Origin of the sequence: Blastococcus sp. Marseille-P5729, assembly GCF_900292035.1 — a bacterium.
GTDB lineage: Bacteria > Actinomycetota > Actinomycetes > Mycobacteriales > Antricoccaceae > Cumulibacter.
The window spans coordinates 431,656-449,167 of record NZ_OMPO01000001.1 but is presented as its reverse complement, the minus strand read 5'-3'; the positions used below and the strand labels follow the sequence as shown (position 1 = coordinate 449,167).

The window sequence follows — 17,512 nt, the reverse complement described above, 5'->3', positions numbered from 1 at the left end:
AGAAGATGAGCTGAGGAGTGCTGCATGCGAGTGGGAGTGGTCGGCGCGGCTGGCAAGGTGGGCGAGCAGATCTGCGTCGGTGTCGAGGACGCCGAGGATCTCGAGCTGGTCGCGAAGGTCGATCTCGGCGACGACCTGAGCGTGCTGCGTGAGACGGACGCCGAGGTCATCGTCGACTTCACCCACCCGGACGCCGTCATGACGACCCTGCAGTACTGCATCGAGAACGGCATCCACTGCGTCGTCGGAACGACTGGCTTCACCGAGGAGCGGCTCGCACAGGTGCGCCAGTGGCTCGAGCCGCGCCCCGAGGTCGGCGTGCTGATCGCACCCAACTTCGCGATCGGCGCAGTACTCATGATGCACTTCGCCAAGCTCGCGGCGAAGTACTACGAGACCGCCGAGGTCATCGAGCTGCACCACCCGACGAAGGCGGACGCGCCCTCCGGCACGGCCGGGCGGACCGCCGCGCTGATCGCCGCCGAGCGTCAGTCGGCCGGTCTGGGCCAGATGCCCGACGCGACCTCGACCGGGATCGAGGGGGCCAGGGGCGCGGACGTCGACGGCGTCCGCGTCCACTCGGTGCGGATGCGGGGGCTGATCGCTCATCAGGAGGTCATGTTCGGCACAGCCGGCGAGGTGCTGACCATCCGGCACGACTCGATGGACCGGACGTCGTTCGTACCCGGAGTCCTGCTCGGCGTCCGGGAGATAGCAGGACATCCCGGGCTGACGGTCGGCATCGAGGCGCTCATGGGGCTCTGAGCCCCGCCGCGCAGAAGGCGGACCACCCATCCCGGGTGGCCCGCCTCCGGCGCAGGTGGTTGCTAGAGAACCGGCTCGGCCTTCTCGTAGGCCTTGGTGGTGATCTCCTTCAAGGTCGCCTCGTTCGCGACCGCATCGCCGTTCAACGAGATCGACATGATGTTGTCCTCGCCGGTGACGTACGCCGACGCGGAGGTCTGCGTCAAGTTCTGGCCGCCGGCGGAGACCTCCATGGTGATGAGCGTTGCGACGCTGTCGGCATCGAGACCGAGCTCGACCGGCTGCATCGAGGCCTTGGCGCTCACACCCTGGATGGTGAGCGTCATCTCCTGGCACGCGCCAATCTGGGCCTTCATGTCGTCGGTAGAGCCGGTGACCGACTGCGGGGCGATCGACTGGCTCACCGAGGACGTGCCCTGCGTGAAGATCGCCATCGCAACCTGATCCATCTGGCCGGCCAGATCGGTCATCTGGGCCATGGTCTTCTTCATCGCCGCCTCGCACTGAACCGGCTCGACCGTCATCTGCTCGAGAGCCTCGGTCAGGCCGCCGCCCATCTGCTCCAGGGCGCTGGAGATCTGCTCCGCCGGGACCTCGGTGTAGCCGGTGCCGAGCTCGTCGGCGGTCAGCAGCAAGCCCTCCGCCTCCGCCTTGTCGAAGTCGCCCCCGCCCGAGCCACTCTCCGAGGTCTCGCTGGCGCTCTCGGAGGTCTCGCTGCCTGAGGTCTCGTCGGTGCTCTCGGAGCTCTCGCTCGCGGTCGTGGTCGCGGACGCGTCGTCCTCGTTTGAGCTACTACATCCGCTGAGCGCGAGCAGTGCGACGCTGACGCCGGCTGCCGCGCGAAGAACCGCCTGCCGCTTCGTTCCCATAGTCAAGTTCGTGGATCCTCTCCGAGTTCGTGTACGTGCGCGTCGATCTGCTGGACGACGCGTCCATCCTTCCAGGTGCCCGCCGGTGACTTGCGCTTCACACCGGCCAGAGGTTGTGATGTCGTGCTCAGCGTTCGGGTTTCACCCGCTTCGGTCCGGGGGAGAACTCGTCGACGTACTCCTGGGCGGACAGCTGCTGGATCGCCTTCATGATGTCGATCGTCAAGTTCCGACTGCGCACCGCCATCGGGCCGCCCGGGTAGCCGGAAGGGGCGAGCAACGGTCCGAAGCGGACCACGACCTTCGCCGGACGGGGCACTCGCGCGCCCGGGCGCTGGAGCCGGTCGGAGCCGATGATCCCGCACGGCAGCACCGGCGCGCCCGTCACGAGCGAGAGCCGAGCCACGCCCGTCTTGCCCCGGTAGAGCCGGCCGTCAGGCGAGCGGGTGCCCTCGGGGTGCATGGCGAACGCGCGTCCGTCCTCGAGTGCCTGCTGGGCCGCGTCGAGCGAGAGCAAGGCGGCGCGGCCCTTGCTGCGGTCGACCGGGATGGTGCCGACCCGTTCCATGAAACCGGCCGTCAACCTGCCCCTCCAGCCCGCTCCCTCGAAGTACTCCGACTTGGCCAGGAAGGTGGTGGGTCGTCCCATCGCCAGTGGCACGATGATCGCATCCATCGCCGAAAGATGGTTGGCGGCCACGATGACCGGCCCGGTCCTCGGGACGTGCTCGCGGCCCTCGACACGCAGCCGCGAGAGCGCCCGGAACGCCGGGCCGACCACCACGTGACGCAACATCCAGTCCGTGCGCAGGTGCTGGTCAGGCACTAGTGGCCCCTCTCGGGAGGTGGCTGATGTCGGTGCTCATGCGGTGCTGGGCGATCTCGCGCTCGCCGGCATCGAAGGTGCGACGCCACCCGTCGCGCTCCCAGCCCGCCGACCGCAGGAAACCCTCGGTCGCCCGGTCCCCGGCCAGCACCCAGCAGATCATCGAGCTCGCACCGTCGGCGCGAGCGCCTTCGACGGCCGCAGACAGCAGTCGTGAGCCGTGGCCGCGGCGTCCCCAGCGTGGCTCGACGAGCAGCGCGACGATCTCGACGGCATCGCTCGCCTCTTCCTCGTCCTCGGCCGGCGCGGCGATCGCCGCGAACCCGACCCGGGTGGTGTCGGTGGTGCTGGCCTCCAAGGCAACGAACACGTGGTGGGCAGCGTCCGGTGGGTGGGTGATCGCGGCGCGCCATCCTTCGGCGGCGGCCTCGGCGGTCATGGCGTCCAGCGCCTCGGCGGGGAGCTGACGCCGGTATGCCTGCTGCCAGGTGGATGACTGGATCCGGCCGATCTCGTCGGCATCGGTCGATTGCGCGTCCCGTACATGTCCCTCGGCCACGAACCAACCTTAGTTGGTCCCGGCAGCGCCGATCTCCGCGCGCGGGCATGGGTGCCATAGGTTGGAGACCCGATGAGACAGCTCACCATCGCGGCCGCCCGGCGTACGGCGCTCGCCGCCCAGGGATTCGCCGACCGGCCACCGGCCGGCGCGCCCACGGCGCGGCACCTGAAACGGGTCTACGACCGCACCGCCGTCATGCAGATCGACTCGGTGAACGTGCTGACTCGGGCGCACTATCTCCCGGCGTACTCGCGCCTGGGGCCGTACGACCGCGCCGCGTTCGACCGGCTGGAGCACCCGCGCAGGCGGGTGTTCGAGTATTGGGCCCACATGGCCTCCCTCTCGCCGGTCGAGCACCATCCACTGCTGCGGTGGCGGATGGCGGACTCACGGGAGCGGACCTGGGGGATGATCGACCGAATCGCCCACCAGAACCCGGGTTACGTCGAGGAGGTGCGTGCGCAGATCGCGGAATCCGGTCCGCTCACCGCCGCGCAGGTGGACCCGGCACGGACCGGCAAGATCCGTGGGCAGATGTGGTCCTGGCACCACGGCAAGGCGGCGGTCGAGTGGCTGTTTCGGGTCGGGGAGGTCACCTCCGTACGCCGCAACGAGCAGTTCGAGCGGGTCTACGACCTCACCGATCGAGTCATCCCGCCGCGCGTGCTCGGTACACCGACCCCCACGCCCATGCACGCGCAGCGAGAGTTGCTGGCCCTCGCCGCCCGCGCTCACGGGGTCGCGACCGCGCGGCACCTGCGCGACTATTACCGGCTCCGCGGGCGGCACACCGACCGACTGATTTGCGAGCTGGTTGAGGACGGCGTCCTCGAGGAGGTGCGCGTGCGGGGCCTCGCCGGCCGCTGGTTCCTACACCGGGACGCCCGCGTGCCCCGCCGCGTCGAGCGGTCGGCGTTGTTGTCGCCATTCGATCCGCTCGTCTGGGAACGCGACCGCACGCTGCAGCTGTGGGGTTGCCATTACCGCATCGAGATCTACACCCCGGCGCACAAACGCCTGCACGGCTACTACGTGCTGCCCTACCTGCTGGACGAGCGGATTGCGGCACGGGTCGACCTCAAGGCCGACCGGGCGGGCGGCGTCCTGCGTGTGCAGGCTGCTCATCTCGAACCCGACTCCGGCCTCGAGCCCGGATACGTCGCTGCGCGCCTCGACGGGGAGCTGCAGCGGATGGCGGGGTGGCTCGGTCTCGGCGACGTCGTGGTCATGCCGCGCGGCGACCTCGCCGGGCACCTCGGCCGCCGCACGCCGTCCATCTCATGAGCCGTACGGTCATCGACGAGCGTTGTGTGACGGCGGGCCGGTGGCTAGTTCAGGCCGGGGCGCTTCTCGATCGTGAGCGCGATCGGCTTGGTGACCGAGGCGAAGAAGTCGTTGCCTTTGTCGTCGACCACGATGAAGGCGGGGAAGTCCTCGACCTCGATCCGCCAAATCGCTTCCATGCCGAGCTCTGGGTACTCCAGCACCTCGACGGACTTGATGCAGTCCTGCGCCAGCCGGGCCGCCGGTCCGCCGATCGAGCCGAGGTAGAAGCCGCCGTGCGCGTTGCAGGCGTCGGTGACCTGCTGGCTGCGGTTGCCCTTGGCGAGCATCACCATCGAGCCGCCCGCGGCCTGGAACTGGTCGACGTAGGAGTCCATGCGTCCGGCGGTGGTGGGCCCGAACGAGCCGGACGCCATGCCCTCGGGCGTCTTCGCCGGCCCGGCGTAGTAGACGGGGTGGTCCTTCAGGTACTGCGGCATGTCCTCGCCGGCGTCCAGGCGCTGCTTGATCTTGGCGTGCGCGATGTCGCGCGCGACGACGAGCGTTCCGGTCAGCGACAGCCGGGTCTTCACCGGGTGCTTGGACAGCTCGGCGCGGATCTCGTCCATCGGCCGCGACAGGTCGATCTTCACGACCGCGCCCTTGCCGGTGCCCGATACGCCCTGGGTCTCCTCGTCGAGGTCGGCGGGGACCGTCTCGGGCAGGAACCGGGCCGGCTCGGTCTCGAGTTGCTCGATGAACACGCCCTCGGGCGTGATCTTGCCCAGGCACTGGCGGTCGGCTGAGCAGGACACCGCAATCGCGACGGGCAGCGAGGCGCCGTGCCGCGGCAGCCGGATCACCCGGACGTCGTGGCAGAAGTACTTGCCACCGAACTGCGCGCCGATTCCGGTGTTGCGGGTCAGCTCGAGCACCTTCTCCTCCAGCTCGACGTCACGGAAGCCGTGACCGGTCATCGATCCGGACGTCGGAAGGGTGTCCAGGTACTTCGCAGAGGCGTACTTAGCCGTCTTCAGCGCGAACTCTGCCGAGGTGCCGCCGATGACGATCGCCAGGTGGTACGGCGGACAGGCTGCAGTGCCCAGCGCGCGGATCTTCGCATCGAGGAAGCTCATCATCGAGTCGGGGTTCAAGATGGCCTTGGTCTCCTGGAAGAGGTACGACTTGTTCGCCGAGCCGCCGCCCTTGGCCATGAACAGGAACTTGTAGCTGTTCTCGTGCCCCGGGATAGTGTCGGCGTACAGCTCGACCTGGGCCGGGAGGTTGGATCCGGTGTTCTTCTCCTCCCACATGGTCAGGGGAGCCATCTGCGAATACCGCAGGTTGAGCTTCGTATAGGCGTCGTACACGCCCTTGCTCAACGGCCGCTCGTCGGTGCCGTCGGTGAGCACCTGCTGGCCGCGCTTGCCCATGATGATCGCCGTGCCGGTGTCCTGGCACATCGGCAGGACGCCGCCGGCCGCGATGTTGGCGTTCTTCAGCAGATCGAGCGCGACGAACTTGTCGTTGTTGCTCGCCTCGGGATCGTCGAGGATGTTGCGCAGCTGCTGCAGATGCGCCGGGCGTAGGTAGTGCGCGATGTCGTGCATCGCAGTCTCCGACAGCAGCTGCAACGCCGACGCCTCGACGGTCAGGAACGTGCGTCCGTCGGGACCCTCGACCGCGCCGACACCCTCGGTGGTCAGCAGGCGGTACGGCGTCGGGTCGTCGCCGAGCGGAAGCAGATCCTCGTAGTCGAAATCGGTCATGGTAGCTCCTGTTCACCGGTGCGGACGCCGCATTCTCGTGAGTTCGCGCCCACTGCTCATCCTCCCACCGCGAGCCGGGCCGGCTGATGGGGGTCCACGGGGTAGGTTGGCTGATCATGAGCGATCAGAACACCCTCCGTGTCGACGTCATCGCTACCACCAGATTCACCCCGCCGGACGACGTCCCATGGAGCACCGACGCCGACGGCGGGCAGGCACTGGCGGAGTTCGCCGGCCGCGCCTGCTACCGCTCGTGGGACAAGCCCAAGCCGGCCACGGCGACCAACGCCGGCTACCTGCGGCACATCCTTGAGGTCGGGCACCTGTCCGTGCTGGAGCACGCCCAGGCCACGCTCTACATCAGGGGGCTGTCCCGGTCGGTCACTCACGAGCTGATCCGTCACCGGCACCTGTCGTTCAGCCAGCTGTCGCAGCGGCACGTCATCGACGACCCGGCGTTCGTCGTCCCCGATCCGGTTGCCGACGACGCCGAGCTCAGCGAGCTGTTCGCCACGGCAGCGCGCCGGACCCGAGAGGCGTACGACGAGCTCATCGAGGGCATCCAGCGGCGACTGGCCGGCTCCGAGGGCGCCACGCGCAGCAAACGGGTGCGCCAGGCCGCGCAGGCCTTGCTGCCCGCCGCCCGCGGCACCGAGATAGTCGTGACCGGTAACCTCCGGGCCTGGCGGCAGCTGATCGCCGCGCACGGGTCGGACCACGCGGACGACGAGCTGCGCGAGCTGACCGTGACCTGCCTGGAGCGGTTGCGGGAGGTCGAGCCCAATGCCTTTGCCGACTTCGTCCTGACCGATCTACCCGACGGGCGCCGGATCGCATCCAGCGCGCTCGTCACCGAAGGATAGATGGCTATGAATATTGCGCAGATCGAGCGCCAGGCGCTCTGTGACCTGCTTCAGCGGGTCGGCCCCGAGGCCCCCACCCTCAACGAGGGGTGGGTGACCCGGGATCTCGCCGCGCACCTCGTGCTGCGCGAGACCCGGCCGGACGGCGCGCTCGGCGTCCTCATCAAGCCGCTTGCCGGCTACACCAAGAAGGTGCAGGACAGGATCGCGTCGACCCCGTGGCCCGAGCTGCTCGACCGGCTGCGGAATGGCCCTCCGAGACTCTCGCCGTTCGGCATCCCGGGCGTCGACGCCCGGGCAAACTTGGGGGAGTTCTACGTGCACCACGAGGACGTCCGCCGCGCTCAGGACGACTGGGAGCCACGCCCGGCGGACGGCGAACGCTACCGCGCGCTCGAGCGCATGCTGATGAAGATGGGTCGGCTGCTGCTGCGCAGATCACCGTTCACCGTCCGACTCGATCCCGGGACCGGCCAGCCCTTCGTCGGGCACGGCAGCGATAAGCCCGGGGGAGTGACGGTGGTCGGCAGCCCAGATGAGCTGACGCTGTGGTGCTTCGGTCGTGAGGATGTCGCGCAGGTGGAGCTGATCGGCAGCGAGACGGACGTCGCAGCGCTGCGTGCCGCGGAACGCGGCCTCTAGAACGGTAGGTTTGAGGAATGACTGAAGCCACCGACCCCCGGGCGCCGATCGGCCGGATGCTGACCGCGATAGTCACTCCGATGTCCGACGACGGGGCAGTCGACCACGCAGCGCTCGCCGCTCTGGCCACCCACCTGGTGGAGAACGGGCACGACGGGCTCGTCGTGTCGGGCACCACCGGGGAGGCTCCCACGACGAGCGACGAGGAGAAGACGCAGATCCTGCGCACCGTCGTCGACGCGGTCGGCGACCGGGCCTGCATCGTCGCGGGCGTCGGCACCTACGCGACCGAGCACACCATTCACCTTGCGAAGCAGGCCGAGCAGGCCGGCGCCGACGCGCTGCTCGTCGTCACGCCGTACTACAGCAAGCCGACCCAGGCCGGCCTGGTCGCGCATTTCACCGCCGTGGCTGATGCCACCGGACTGCCCAACGTCCTGTACGACATCCCGGGGCGCTCCGCGATCCCGATCGAGACGCCGACTCTCCAGCAGGTGGCCGAGCACGAGCGCATCGTCGCGGTCAAGGACGCCAAGGCGGACCTGTGCGCCGGCATGGAGGTCATGGCCACAACCGACCTCGCCTACTACTCCGGCGATGACGCGCTGAACTTTTCCTGGTTCAGCGCCGGCGCCGTCGGCGCGATCAGCGTCGTCGGGCACGCCTTCGGCCGCGAGTACGTCGAGATGCTGGACGCCGTGGAGCGCGGTGATCTGGTGGAGGCGCGGCAGATCCACATCGACCTGGTGCCCGCCGTCCGCGCCATCATGCGAGCCGGCTCGCAGGGCGCGATCCAGGCCAAGGCCACCAGCCAGCTGCTGGGCGTCATCCCCTCGCGGCACCTGCGACTGCCGCTGCTGCCCGCCTCGGACGACGAGGTGAGCGCGCTGCGGGAGATGCTGCTCGCCGCCGGCAAGGACGTGTCGGAGTGAACCCCGTCGAAGGAACCCTCGAGGCGCTCCCGAAGCTCCCGAAGGGCGGCCTGCGAGTCGTGCCGCTGGGCGGTCTGGGCGAGGTCGGCCGCAACATGGCGATGTTCGAGTTCGACGGGCGGCTGCTGGTCGTCGACTGCGGCGTGCTGTTTCCGGAGAACGAGCAGCCCGGCGTCGACCTGATCCTGCCCGACTGGTCGGCGTACGAGGATCGCCTCGACGACATCGAGGCGATCGTGCTCACCCACGGGCACGAGGACCACATCGGCGGCGTCCCATTCCTCCTGCGCGAGCGCAGCGACATCCCCGTGATCGGATCGCGGCTGACGAACGCGTTCGTCAGCGCCAAGCTCCGTGAGCACCGCATCAAGGCGGAGCTGCGCGAGGTCAAGGAGGGCGACCGGGTCACGGCAGGACCGTTCGAGCTGGAGTTCTTCGCGGTCAATCACTCGATCCCCGACGCGATGGCCGTCGCGATCCGCACCGACGCCGGGCTGGTGCTGCACACCGGCGACTTCAAGATGGACCAGATCCCGCTCGACGGTCGGATCACCGACCTCGCCGGGTTCGCGCGGCTGGGCTTCGAGGGCATCGACCTGCTGATGAGCGACTCGACGAATGCCGAGGTGCCCGGGTTCGTGACGCCCGAGGAGAAGCTCGGGCCGGTCATCGAGACGGTGATCCGCGAGGCCGAGCAGCGCATCATCGTGGCGTCCTTCGCCTCCCATGTGCACCGGATCCAGCAGGTCATCGACGCCGCCCACAAGAACGGCCGCAAGATCTCGTTCGTCGGCCGGTCCATGGTGCGCAACATGGGCGCGGCCAGCGACCTCGGGTATCTCGACATCCCGCCGGGGCTGACCGTCTCGATCGACCAGGCGGCTCGGATGGCGCCGTCGCAGGTCGTCATCATCTCCACCGGTTCGCAGGGCGAGCCGCTGTCGGCACTCTCGCGCATGGCCACGGGCAACCACAGGCACATCACTATCGAGGAGGGCGACACCGTTCTGCTCGCGTCGTCGCTGGTCCCCGGCAACGAGACGGCGGTCAACAAGGTGATCAACGCACTTGCGAAGCTCGGCGCGAGCGTGGTCAGCAAGGACAACGCGCTCGTCCACGTCTCCGGTCATGCGGCGGCCGGAGAGCTGCTCTATCTGCTGAACACCGCCAAGCCGAGCAACCTAATGCCTGTGCACGGCGAGTGGCGCCACCTGCGTGCTCACGCGGCGCTGGGGCGGCGCACCGGACTCGCTGACGATCGGATCGTGCTCACCACCGACGGTGACGTCGTGGATCTCGTCGACGGGCGGGTCGGCATCGTCGGGCACATCGACTGCGGGATGGTCTACGTCGACGGCGGGGCCAACAGCGCCGGCGTCGACGAGAACACCCTCAAGGATAGGTTGATCCTCGGCGAGGAGGGCTTCCTCGCCTGCACGATCGTGGTGTCGACGTCCTCGCGGATGATCGTGCGACCGGCGCACGCGCACGCGCGCGGGTTCGCCGACAACCCGGAGATCGTCGCTGCGGTGGAGCCCCTGGTCGACAAGGAGATCCAGCGCCAGCTGGAGGACGGCGTCCGCGACGCGCACAAGCTTGCCCAGGCGATGCGTCGCGTGCTCGGACGGTGGGTCAGCGACACCCACCGCCGCCGTCCGATGATCCTCCCCAGCGTCATCGACCTCTGAGCGCCTACGATCGACTCATTCGGGCGTCGTGGCGGGAGTGCGCGATGAGTGTGCTCGGGCTTCCCGGTCTGTTCATGCATGAGCGTCCTCACAACGAAAAATGTGTCGCCTAGCGCGTCTAGCCTCAATGGCATGACCCAACCCGCGATCGAAGCAGTCGATCTCGTCAAACGCTTCGGCGACTTCACGGCCGTCGACGGCGTCAGCTTCACCGTGCCCCAGGGCACCGTACTGGGCATGCTGGGGCCCAACGGCGCCGGCAAGACCACCACCGTCCGCATGATGACCACCCTCAGCGAGCCGACCTCCGGCACCGGCCGGGTGGCCGGCCACGACATCGTCCGGGAGCCGGACGCCGTCCGCGCCTCCATGGGGCTCACCGGCCAGGCCGCCTCCGTCGACGAGCTGTTGACCGGCCGGCAGAACCTCCGCTTGATCGGCGAGCTCTACGGCCTGTCGCCGAAGCAGGTGCGGGCCCGCGGCGACGAGCTGCTCGAGCAGTTCTCGCTGACGGACGCCGGCGACAAGATCGTCAAGGAGTACTCCGGCGGCATGCGCCGGCGCATCGATCTCGCTGTCAGCCTGATCGCCGCCCCGCCGGTGCTGTTCCTCGACGAGCCGACCACCGGCCTGGACCCACGCAGCCGCAACGAGCTGTGGGACGTCCTGCGCGCGCTGGTGCGCGAGGGCACCACGCTGCTGCTGACCACGCAGTACCTCGAGGAGGCCGACCAGCTGGCCGACAACATCATCGTCATCGACCACGGCAGGATCATCGCCGAGGGCAGCGCACTGCAGCTGAAGGACCAGTCCGGCCAGGCCCGACTGGTCGTGACGGTGTCGGATGCCGACCGCCTCTCCGAGGCCGCTGACATCGTCAGCGGGGTGGTGCCCGAACTACACATCAACGAGGCGACCCGCCAGATCACCGCACCGGCGAAGGGCCTGTCAGCGATCACGGCGCTCGCCAGCCGCTTCGACCAGATCGGCATGGAGCTCGACGACATCGGGCTGCAGCGCCCGAGTCTGGACGACGTCTTCCTGCACCTGACCGGCCGACCCGCCGAGGACACCGAGGCCGATCCCTCACTCACCGAGGAGCGAGCATGACCGCCGCACCGCTCACCGATCGACGACCCGTCGCCCCCACCCACCCACAACAGCCGCCGCGCGCCTCCTATCTGCGGCAGGTTCGGACCCTCGTCTGGCGCAGCCTCACCCATATCAAGCGCCAACCCGAGATGCTCTCCGACGTCACCATCCAGCCGGTGATGTTCGTGCTGCTGTTCGCCTTCGTGTTCGGCGGTTCGATCCAGACCGCCAGCCCAGCGGGCTACCGCGAGTGGCTGCTGCCGGGGATCATGGCGCAGACCATGGCGTTCGCGTCGTTCATCGTGGCGCTGGGGCTGAACAACGACCTGCAGAAGGGAATCATCGACCGGTTCCGGTCGCTGCCGATGAGCGGCAGCTCGGTCTTGCTCGCCCGCAGCCTGTCGAGCCTCGTCCACTCCTCGATCGGCATCGTCGTGATGGGCATCACCGGCCTGATCGTCGGGTGGCGAATCCGTACCGACGTCGGCCGCGCGCTGCTCGGCCTTGCCCTGCTGCTGCTGTTCGGGTTCGCGATGATCTGGATCGGCATCCTCGTCGGCTCGGCGATGCGGTCGGTGGAGGCGGTCAACGGTGTGATGTTCTCGACGATGTTCCCGATCACCTTCCTCGCCAACACCTTCGCCCCCACGGAGAACATGCCCAGCTGGCTGCGCACGATCGCCGAGTGGAACCCGATCTCCGCCCTCGTGCAGTCATTGCGTGAGCTGTGGGGCAACCTCGGGGGAGCGCCGGTACCCGACTCGGCCGCCTGGCCGCTGCAGAACTCGATCCTGGTCTCGATCGGGTGGTCGATCCTGCTCGCGGCCGTTTTCGCCCCGCTCGCGATCCGCGCCTACCGCCGCCGGACGACCGACTGACCGGGTACGCAGTGTGACGGGTGGGGTAAATGTGACAGGTTGGGCGGCTGGTGCACTAGGGTAAGGACCCATGGCAGCCCGTCAGGCCCCTGCCAGCAAGCCCACGCGCCGTTCGAACGCGCGCAGCGGATCCACCGCTGCCTCGCGGCCTCGGACCCGCAAGCCTGCTGGTGGCGGCTCTTCCCCTGACTCAGCCCGCAACGCCGACGTCGGCGGCTTCCCGAGGCTGGTGATCGGACTTTCCCGATCCCTCCTTCTTGTGTGGAGCACCGTCGCGCAGGCTGCTGCGGGTGTGTTCCGCATCGGCGAGCACCCCGCCGTCCTGCCGGACAGCTCGCTCGAGGAGTCCGCGCGCGGCAAAACCGCAGCCGAGATCGCCGACGACGCCCGCGACCGTGAGCTTTCCAAACGGCGTGCCAAGCATCGCGACTCGGTCGGCCTGCTGCTGATCGTGCTGGCAGTGCTCTCCGCGCTCGGGGTCTGGATGCAGGCCGGCGGCGCCATCGCACTGTCCATGGCGGACGCCGAGCTGTGGGCGATCGGCGGCGTCGCCGCGTTCCTGCCGATCGTGCTCGTGGTCATTGCCCTACGGCTATTCCGCTCCGCCGGTGACCCTGAGGCCTTCGGCCGACTGGCGATCGGCTGGACCTGCGTGCTGCTCGGCACGGTGGGGCTGTTCCATCTCGGGTTCGGTGCACCTACCGACCACGAGGACGTCGAGCGCGCCGGGGGCGTGCTCGGCTCGGTCGCCGGGCGGGCATTCGCGGCCACCACCAGCACCATCATTCTCGGCGTGGTCGTACTAGCAGTGGTCGTGGCATTCGGCCTGCTCGTGGTCACCGGCACGCCCCTGCGGATGGTGCCGCAGCGCTTGCGTGAGCTGCGCGCGTGGCTTCTCGGCTTGAACGCGCCCGACGCGGAGGACGAGCACCCGGCCGAAGCGGAGCCCGCTGCGCGCAAGCGGCACCCGGCCACGCCCGACGAGATGGACGACGAGGACCTGTCGTCAGTCCGGCTGCGTCGCCCGTCGCGGCGGCGGCAGTCCGCCCTGGCCGAACGCGACCAGGACGACCCGGACGACGACGGTGCCCTCCCGGTGAGTGACGACACAGCAGACGAGGTCCCGGCGCCCAAGCGCAAGTTCGGGCTGAAGAAGGCCTCCGCGGCAGACAGCGAGCAGCTGCCGATCGACGGCGTTCCCGAGCAGGAGAAGAAGGGCGCCGAGGCGGCCACCGCGGCGCAGCCGGAGTTCGTGCAGGGGCCGCCGTCCAAGGCCGCCCTCGACGCCAAGGCCGCGGCGATCGTCAAGCGCACCATCTCCGAAGACGGCCAGGAGTACGTGCTGCCCTCGCTGGGCAACCTCAACGTGGGTGGCGAGCACAAGACCCACACCAAGGCGAACGATGACGCGATCGCCGCCATCGGCGATGTCTTCGAGCAGTTCGGCGTGGACGCCGAGGTGGTTGGGTTCACCCGCGGGCCGACGGTCACCCGCTACGAGGTCGAACTCGGCCCGTCGGTGAAGGTCAGCAAGATCAAGCAGCTGCAGGACAACATCGCGTACGCCGTGGCGAACTCGGCGATCCGCATCCTGGCGCCGATCCCGGGCCGGTCCGCCGTCGGCATCGAGGTGCCGAACGCCGACCGCGAGTACGTCATTCTCGGCGACGTCCTGCGTGACCCGAAGGTCGTCGCCGACAAGCATCCGCTGCTCGTCGCGCTCGGCAAGGACGTCGAGGGCAAGTTCGTCACCGAGAACATCGCCAAGACGCCGCACCTGCTGGTCGCCGGCGCCACGGGCGGCGGAAAGTCGTCGGCCATCAACTCGATGCTCGTCTCGCTTCTGGTGCGCTCCACGCCCGAGGAGGTCCGCCTGATCCTGGTCGACCCGAAGATGGTCGAGATGACGCCGTACGAGGGCATCCCGCACCTCATCACCCCGATCATCACCGATCCCAAGAAGGCTGCGACCGCGCTCGTGTGGCTGGTCGAGGAGATGGAGCACCGCTACCAGGACATGCAGGCCTCGCGGGTCCGGCACATCGACGACTTCAACCGCAAGGTGCGCTCAGGGGAGATCACCGCGCCACCCGGCAGCGAGCGCGAGTACAAGCCCTACCCGTACATCGTGTGCGTCGTCGACGAGCTCGCCGACCTGATGATGGTGGCGCCGCGGGACGTCGAGGACGCCATCGTGCGCATCACCGCTAAGGCCCGCGCCGCCGGCATCCACCTGGTGCTGGCGACCCAGCGCCCGTCGACCGACGTCGTCACCGGCCTGATCAAGACCAACGTGCCCTCCCGCCTGGCGTTCACCACGTCGTCCGGCACCGACTCGCGGGTCATCCTCGACCAGAACGGCGCCGAGAAGCTCACCGGCAAGGGCGATGGTCTCTACCTCGGCCCGGGCGCGGGATCGACGATCCGGCTGCAGGGCGCGTACGTCGACGACTCCGAGATCGAGAAGGTCGTCGCACTGGTCAAGGAGCAGCGTGAGCCGGAGTACCGCGAGGAGGTGCTCACCGCCGGCGCTCAGGAGAAGAAGGAGCTCGACGGCGACATCGGCGGTGACCTGGACCTTGCCTGCGAGGCGGCGGAGGTGATCATCACCAGCCAGCTCGGCTCGACCCCGATGCTGCAGCGCAAGCTGCGGGTCGGCTTCGCGAAGGCCGGCCGGCTCATGGACATCCTGGAGACGCGTGGCATCGTCGGCCCGTCGGAGGGCTCCAAGGCGCGTGACGTGCTGGCCAAGCCCGAGGAGCTGCCCGAGGTGCTCGCAGCCCTGCGCAGCGAGTCCGACGACTGACCCCGGGTGCTACTAGGGTTGGTCGGGTGAGTGAGATCAGCAGCTCGCGCCGAGTGAGCGTCGTGACGATGGGTTGCGCCCGTAACGACGTCGACTCCGAGGAGCTTGCCGGTCGGCTCGCAGAGCGCGGCTGGTCCTTGACCGATGAGGACGCCGAGGTAGTCGTCGTCAACACCTGCGGCTTCATTGACGCGGCCAAGAAGGACTCCATCGACGCGCTTCTCGCCGCCGCCGACTCCGGTTCGAAGGTCGTGGCGGTCGGCTGCCTGGCGCAGCGCTACGGCAAGGAGCTCGCCGAGCAGCTGCCCGAGGCCGACGCCGTCCTCGGATTCGACGACTACACCGACATCTCCGACCGGCTCGACGACGTCCTCGCCGGCCGCCCGCTGATGCCGCACACGCCCTCGGACCGCCGTACCCTGCTGCCGATCGCCCCGGTCGAACGGCAGGGCGCGGGCGTGGTGATCCCCGGTCACGCCGACGACCACCGGGGCCGCCCGGCGTCCGGGCCACGCGTGCTGCGCAGCCGGCTGGTCGGCGGCCCGACGGCATCGCTCAAGCTGGCCAGCGGATGCGACCGGCGGTGCACCTTCTGCGCGATCCCGTCCTTCCGTGGCTCGTTCGTCTCACGGCGCCCCGAGGACGTCCTCGAGGAGGCCCAGTGGCTTGCCGACGACGGCGGCCGCGAGGGCGTGCTGGGCAGCGAGAACTCCACGTCGTACGGCAAGGACCTCGGCGACGTCCGGCTCCTGGAGGCGTTCCTGCCGCGCCTGGCGGAGGTAGAGGGGATCGAACGAGTCCGAGTGGCCTACCTGCAGCCGGCCGAGATGCGCCCCGGGCTGCTGGAGGTGCTGCTGCGCACCCCCGGCCTGACGCCCTACCTGGATCTGTCCTTCCAGCACTCGAGCGCGTCGGTGCTGCGCCGCATGAAGCGCTTCGGCTCCACCGAGGCATTCCTGGAGCTCATCGAGCAGGCGCGCGCCATCCGGGCGGACGTCGGCATCCGCACCAACGTGATCGTCGGGTTCCCCGGCGAGAGCGAGGGCGACCTCGAGGAGCTCGAGCGCTTCCTCACCGATGGCCGGCTGGATGCCGTCGGCGTCTTCGGATACTCCGACGAGGAGGGCACTGCCGCGGTCGACCTCGACGGTCACCTCGACGCCGATGAGATCGCCGATCGCGTCGAGCGGGTGAGCACGCTCGTCGACGAGCTGAGCGCCCAACGCGCCGAGGATCGCATCGGCGACCGGGTCAGCGTGCTCGTGGAGGAGGTCCACGGCGATCACGCCGAGGGACGCGCCGAGCAGCAAGGCCCCGAGGTCGACGGCACGACGCTGCTGGTGGACTTCACCGGGCTCTCCGTGGGGGACATCGTCCGCGCGCGCGTCACCGCCTCCGACGGCGTCGATCTGGTAGCCGGACCCGACACGGGTGCCTGATGCAGAACGCCGCCGCATCTGACCCGACGCGACGGGTCAGTGTCTACAACATCGCCAACGCGCTCACGGTGCTGCGCATCGCTCTGGTCCCGGTGTTCGTCTTCGCCCTGCTCAACGACGACGGCCGGTCGGCCACCTGGCGCTGGATCGCCGCCGGCGTCTTCGCGCTGGCGATCATCACCGACAAGCTCGACGGCGACTTGGCGCGCAAGCACGGGCTGGTCACCGACTTCGGCAAGATGGCCGACCCCATCGCCGACAAGGCCTTGATCGGCGCCGCGCTGATCGGCCTGTCGCTGCTGGGGCTGCTGCCTTGGTGGGTGACGGTGGTGATCCTGGCGCGCGAGCTCGGCATCACGCTGCTGCGCTTCCTGGTGATCCGCCACGGCGTCATCCCGGCCAGTCGCGGCGGCAAGGCCAAGACCTTCGTCCAGTCGCTCGCTATCTGGCTGTACGTACTCCCCGTCGCCGGCGTGCTCGGCACCGCGCGGTGGTGGCTGATGGGGCTGGCGATCCTGCTGACCGTCGCGACCGGGATCGACTACGTCGTCCGCGCTATCGCGCTGTGCCGTGGAGCGGACGCCGCACGCGCGGAGGCGGCGCATGGCTGAGCTGCTTGACGACCGGGCCCTGGAACTCGCCGCCGCGGCGGTGCGCGCGTTGCGGGACGCCGGGCAGACCGTCGGCACCGCCGAATCGCTGACCGCCGGCCTGTGCGCGGCGGCGCTGACCACGATTCCCGGTTCCAGCGCGGTCGTGCGGGGCGGGTTGATCGTGTACGCCACCGACCTCAAGGGCATCCTCGCCGGCGTCCCGCACGACGTCCTGACGCGGTGCGGACCGGTCAGCGAGCCGACCGCGGAACATCTGGCGCGGGGTGCGGCGAGCCGCACTGGCAGCGACTGGGGCATCGGGCTCACCGGCGTTGCCGGGCCGGACCCGCAGGACGGCCATCCGGTCGGGGAGGTGTGGGTCGCGGTCGGCTCCGCGGATGCTGCGGAGGCGATCCGCCTGAGCTGCGTCGGAGGTCGCGACGAGATCCGCGCGCAGGCGGTCTCGGGAGCGCTCGGGCTGCTGGTAGAGCGGCTGTCGCGCGCCTGATGGAACATCCCGCACGG

At 69.2% G+C, this 17,512-nt stretch carries 16 protein-coding genes; 12 read left to right on the top strand and 4 right to left on the bottom strand.

Annotated features, from left to right (window positions below):
- Positions 1-24 precede the first annotated feature (24 nt).
- Positions 25-765: a 4-hydroxy-tetrahydrodipicolinate reductase gene (dapB, locus tag DAA40_RS02140; protein ID WP_106848086.1), complete on the top strand. Its 741-nt coding sequence runs from the start codon at positions 25-27 to the stop codon at positions 763-765.
- Positions 766-827: 62 nt separating this feature from the next.
- Here dapB and DAA40_RS02135 read toward each other — a convergent pair whose 3' ends face one another.
- The 3 genes from DAA40_RS02135 to DAA40_RS02125 all read right to left on the bottom strand — a co-directional run bounded on the left by DAA40_RS02135 (position 828) and on the right by DAA40_RS02125 (position 3,019).
- Positions 828-1,640, bottom strand: a complete 813-nt coding sequence (locus DAA40_RS02135) for a hypothetical protein (RefSeq protein WP_158716177.1) — start codon at positions 1,638-1,640, stop codon at positions 828-830.
- Positions 1,641-1,761: 121 nt separating this feature from the next.
- The gene (locus DAA40_RS02130) at positions 1,762-2,460 is read right to left on the bottom strand and encodes a 1-acyl-sn-glycerol-3-phosphate acyltransferase (RefSeq protein ID WP_199849461.1); all 699 of its coding nucleotides are present in this window, start codon (positions 2,458-2,460) and stop codon (positions 1,762-1,764) included.
- Complete coding sequence (locus DAA40_RS02125) at positions 2,453-3,019, bottom strand: GNAT family N-acetyltransferase (RefSeq protein WP_106848084.1); 567 nt, start codon at positions 3,017-3,019, stop codon at positions 2,453-2,455. Before DAA40_RS02125 ends, DAA40_RS02130 begins: the two co-directional genes overlap by 8 nt.
- A 72-nt stretch (positions 3,020-3,091) precedes the next feature.
- On the opposite strand from DAA40_RS02125, the gene DAA40_RS02120 reads away from it, so the two are divergent.
- A complete protein-coding gene (locus DAA40_RS02120) occupies positions 3,092-4,306 on the top strand; it encodes a winged helix-turn-helix domain-containing protein (protein WP_106848083.1) in 1,215 nt (404 codons plus the stop codon).
- A 44-nt stretch (positions 4,307-4,350) separates the two neighbouring features.
- On the opposite strand, the gene DAA40_RS02115 is transcribed toward DAA40_RS02120, so the two are convergent.
- Positions 4,351-6,054 (bottom strand): fumarate hydratase, encoded by a 1,704-nt coding sequence (locus DAA40_RS02115; RefSeq protein WP_106848082.1) that lies wholly within the window; start codon positions 6,052-6,054, stop codon positions 4,351-4,353.
- 116 nt (positions 6,055-6,170) lie between these two features.
- On the opposite strand from DAA40_RS02115, the gene thyX reads away from it, so the two are divergent.
- The 10 genes from thyX to DAA40_RS02065 all read left to right on the top strand — a co-directional run bounded on the left by thyX (position 6,171) and on the right by DAA40_RS02065 (position 17,495).
- The gene (gene thyX / locus DAA40_RS02110) at positions 6,171-6,917 is read left to right on the top strand and encodes an FAD-dependent thymidylate synthase (protein ID WP_106848081.1); all 747 of its coding nucleotides are present in this window, start codon (positions 6,171-6,173) and stop codon (positions 6,915-6,917) included.
- Complete coding sequence (locus DAA40_RS02105; RefSeq protein WP_234356202.1) at positions 6,918-7,559, top strand: TIGR03085 family metal-binding protein; 642 nt, start codon at positions 6,918-6,920, stop codon at positions 7,557-7,559.
- 17 nt (positions 7,560-7,576) lie between these two features.
- Positions 7,577-8,491, top strand: coding sequence for a 4-hydroxy-tetrahydrodipicolinate synthase (dapA, locus tag DAA40_RS02100; RefSeq protein ID WP_106848079.1), 915 nt, complete (start codon positions 7,577-7,579; stop codon positions 8,489-8,491).
- On the top strand, positions 8,488-10,179 hold the full coding sequence (locus DAA40_RS02095) for a ribonuclease J (protein WP_106848078.1): 1,692 nt from the start codon (positions 8,488-8,490) through the stop codon (positions 10,177-10,179). The genes dapA and DAA40_RS02095 overlap by 4 nt, the downstream gene beginning before the upstream one ends.
- A gap of 132 nt (positions 10,180-10,311) precedes the next feature.
- Positions 10,312-11,289: an ATP-binding cassette domain-containing protein gene (locus DAA40_RS02090; protein ID WP_106848077.1), complete on the top strand. Its 978-nt coding sequence runs from the start codon at positions 10,312-10,314 to the stop codon at positions 11,287-11,289.
- Entirely contained in the window at positions 11,286-12,149 is an 864-nt protein-coding gene (locus DAA40_RS02085; protein ID WP_106848076.1) for an ABC transporter permease, read from the top strand. The genes DAA40_RS02090 and DAA40_RS02085 overlap by 4 nt, the downstream gene beginning before the upstream one ends.
- A gap of 70 nt (positions 12,150-12,219) precedes the next feature.
- Entirely contained in the window at positions 12,220-14,955 is a 2,736-nt protein-coding gene (locus DAA40_RS02080) for a DNA translocase FtsK (protein WP_106848075.1), read from the top strand.
- Positions 14,956-14,981: 26 nt separating this feature from the next.
- The gene (gene rimO, locus DAA40_RS02075; protein WP_234356201.1) at positions 14,982-16,394 is read left to right on the top strand and encodes a 30S ribosomal protein S12 methylthiotransferase RimO; all 1,413 of its coding nucleotides are present in this window, start codon (positions 14,982-14,984) and stop codon (positions 16,392-16,394) included.
- Positions 16,394-17,005 (top strand): CDP-diacylglycerol--glycerol-3-phosphate 3-phosphatidyltransferase, encoded by a 612-nt coding sequence (pgsA, locus tag DAA40_RS02070; RefSeq protein WP_106848074.1) that lies wholly within the window; start codon positions 16,394-16,396, stop codon positions 17,003-17,005. Before rimO ends, pgsA begins: the two co-directional genes overlap by 1 nt.
- On the top strand, positions 16,998-17,495 hold the full coding sequence (locus tag DAA40_RS02065) for a CinA family protein (RefSeq protein WP_106848073.1): 498 nt from the start codon (positions 16,998-17,000) through the stop codon (positions 17,493-17,495). The genes pgsA and DAA40_RS02065 overlap by 8 nt, the downstream gene beginning before the upstream one ends.
- The last annotated feature ends 17 nt before the right edge of the window (positions 17,496-17,512 follow it).

Coding starts and splice junctions, on each gene's coding strand:
- dapB (WP_106848086.1), top strand. CDS start 25: ATGCGAGTGGGAGTGGTCGGCGCGGCTGGCAAGGTGGGCGAGCAGATC.
- DAA40_RS02120 (WP_106848083.1), top strand. CDS start 3,092: ATGAGACAGCTCACCATCGCGGCCGCCCGGCGTACGGCGCTCGCCGCC.
- DAA40_RS02115 (WP_106848082.1), bottom strand. CDS start 6,054: ATGACCGATTTCGACTACGAGGATCTGCTTCCGCTCGGCGACGACCCG.
- thyX (WP_106848081.1), top strand. CDS start 6,171: ATGAGCGATCAGAACACCCTCCGTGTCGACGTCATCGCTACCACCAGA.
- DAA40_RS02105 (WP_234356202.1), top strand. CDS start 6,918: ATGGCTATGAATATTGCGCAGATCGAGCGCCAGGCGCTCTGTGACCTG.
- dapA (WP_106848079.1), top strand. CDS start 7,577: ATGACTGAAGCCACCGACCCCCGGGCGCCGATCGGCCGGATGCTGACC.
- DAA40_RS02090 (WP_106848077.1), top strand. CDS start 10,312: ATGACCCAACCCGCGATCGAAGCAGTCGATCTCGTCAAACGCTTCGGC.
- DAA40_RS02085 (WP_106848076.1), top strand. CDS start 11,286: ATGACCGCCGCACCGCTCACCGATCGACGACCCGTCGCCCCCACCCAC.
- DAA40_RS02080 (WP_106848075.1), top strand. CDS start 12,220: ATGGCAGCCCGTCAGGCCCCTGCCAGCAAGCCCACGCGCCGTTCGAAC.
- pgsA (WP_106848074.1), top strand. CDS start 16,394: ATGCAGAACGCCGCCGCATCTGACCCGACGCGACGGGTCAGTGTCTAC.
- DAA40_RS02065 (WP_106848073.1), top strand. CDS start 16,998: ATGGCTGAGCTGCTTGACGACCGGGCCCTGGAACTCGCCGCCGCGGCG.